This is a genomic window from Polaromonas sp. P3_C2 (assembly GCF_056402675.1).
In genome coordinates this window covers 1-1,459 of the sequence record NZ_JBFUGX010000875.1, presented here as the reverse complement: position 1 = coordinate 1,459, position 1,459 = coordinate 1, and the positions used below count along the sequence as shown (strand labels likewise).

Below are 1,459 nucleotides of genomic sequence, written 5' to 3'. Positions count from 1 at the left end.
GCCTTGCGTGAGCGACGGCTTGAGCTCTTCGAAATACTGGCGTTCAGCCGCAAGCTCACCAAAGGGTCGCGCGCGCAATGACACGACGGTGCTTCCGTTTTTCTCGGCGAAGGTCACGGTGTTCTCAATTTCCAGGGGGCAGGCTTCGCTGAATGGCGCGCGCGCAATGCCGCAGTGTTCGTTGGCAAACGAGTTCAGCCACACGATGCGTTCACCCTCGGCGATTTCACGGTAATTGAACCGGCCCCACATCGTGGGTGCGCCCGGAAACTTCATGGCGTAGTGAAAAAACCCGCCGGGCCTGAACTCGAAACGCAGCAGGTCGATGGAGCAGCCCTTGGGCCCCCACCACTGCTGGATGTTGCCGGCCTCGCTCCACGCTTTCCATACGCGCTCACGCGGGGCCTTGAACACGCGGTCGATCAGGAACGGGGAAGCCATGGCTGCCTTGCTGTCATTTGCGGGCATGTTTCTTTCCTTTTTTGGGGGTTGATTGAGTTGACTGGGCTGATGACGTGGATGTGTCCGGCTGCAAAAACGCGTCGAGCCTGTCGAAGCTGTCTTCCCAGACATTGCGGTACAGCGCCATCCAGCTGGCGACTTCTTTCAGGGGCGCGGCCTCCAGGCGGCACGGCCTGGTTTGCGCCGCACGTCCGCGCGAAATCAGGCCCGCCCGTTCGAGCACCTTCAGGTGTTTCGAAATGGAAGGCTGCGTCATGTCGAAGGGGGCTGCGAGTTCATTGACCGTCGCTTCGCCGGAAGCAAGCCGGGCGACGATGGCGCGGCGGGTCGGGTCCGCGAGGGCGGCGAACGCCTTGTTGAGGGTGTCTGGGGTCATTACATGGCCAATCGTTTATATAGCTGTTTGGCTATATTAAGGCAGTCAAAACAGGATGTCAACCGCTTGCCTTGGGCCTAACTACCAGAGGTTCTTGCCGTCGATCACCGTCACAGGTGCTTCGGCCGCGTCGAACCCGTCAAAGAGGCGGGCATTGACGCCGATGCGGCGGGTGGTGCCGTCCCAGCTGCCGTCCATCTCGAATGCGGGGCTGTCTGAATAGGTGGACACGCCGCATTCGGCGCAGAAGTGGTGGTCTACCAGCTTGGTCTGCCAGCGGTAGATGGCGTCGCCATCCGTGGGCGTGGTGACATGGAACTGCCCGGGTGTGTAGTACGCCAGCAGCGCACCGCGCCTGGCGCAAAACGAGCAGGTGCAGCGCGTCAGCTGCGCGGGGATTTCGCCGTCAATGCGAAAGGCGTTTTTGCCGCAATGGCAGCTTCCTGTGATCGTCATGCGCCACCTCCTCGGACTGTTGCATCGCCGTCTTCACCTTCCCCGTATTCGTCGTCTTCTTCATCCGTTTCATCTTCTTCATCTTCATCGGCCACGACGCCGGCAATTTCCTCTGCTCCGCCTGCGGCCAAGATGCCTTCGCCCTCTTCATCTTCTGCTTCCGGG

3 protein-coding genes are annotated in these 1,459 nt (G+C 60.8%); all 3 read right to left on the bottom strand.

All coding sequences use genetic code 11. From position 1 onward, the window contains the following. On the bottom strand, positions 1-468 hold a 468-nt coding region (locus AC1DWI_RS22955), incomplete at its 3' end, for an SRPBCC family protein (RefSeq protein ID WP_477725885.1). Next, entirely contained in the window at positions 455-838 is a 384-nt protein-coding gene (locus AC1DWI_RS22950; protein WP_477668188.1) for an ArsR/SmtB family transcription factor, read from the bottom strand. The genes AC1DWI_RS22950 and AC1DWI_RS22955, both read right to left, overlap by 14 nt. An 81-nt stretch (positions 839-919) precedes the next feature. Beyond that, the gene (locus AC1DWI_RS22945; protein WP_477668189.1) at positions 920-1,294 is read right to left on the bottom strand and encodes a GFA family protein; all 375 of its coding nucleotides are present in this window, start codon (positions 1,292-1,294) and stop codon (positions 920-922) included. Positions 1,295-1,459: the final 165 nt, after the last annotated feature.

Excerpts from the sequence above, each read along its gene's own strand:
- AC1DWI_RS22945 (WP_477668189.1), bottom strand. The coding sequence starts at position 1,294 with ATGACGATCACAGGAAGCTGCCATTGCGGCAAAAACGCCTTTCGCATT.
- AC1DWI_RS22950 (WP_477668188.1), bottom strand. The coding sequence starts at position 838 with ATGACCCCAGACACCCTCAACAAGGCGTTCGCCGCCCTCGCGGACCCG.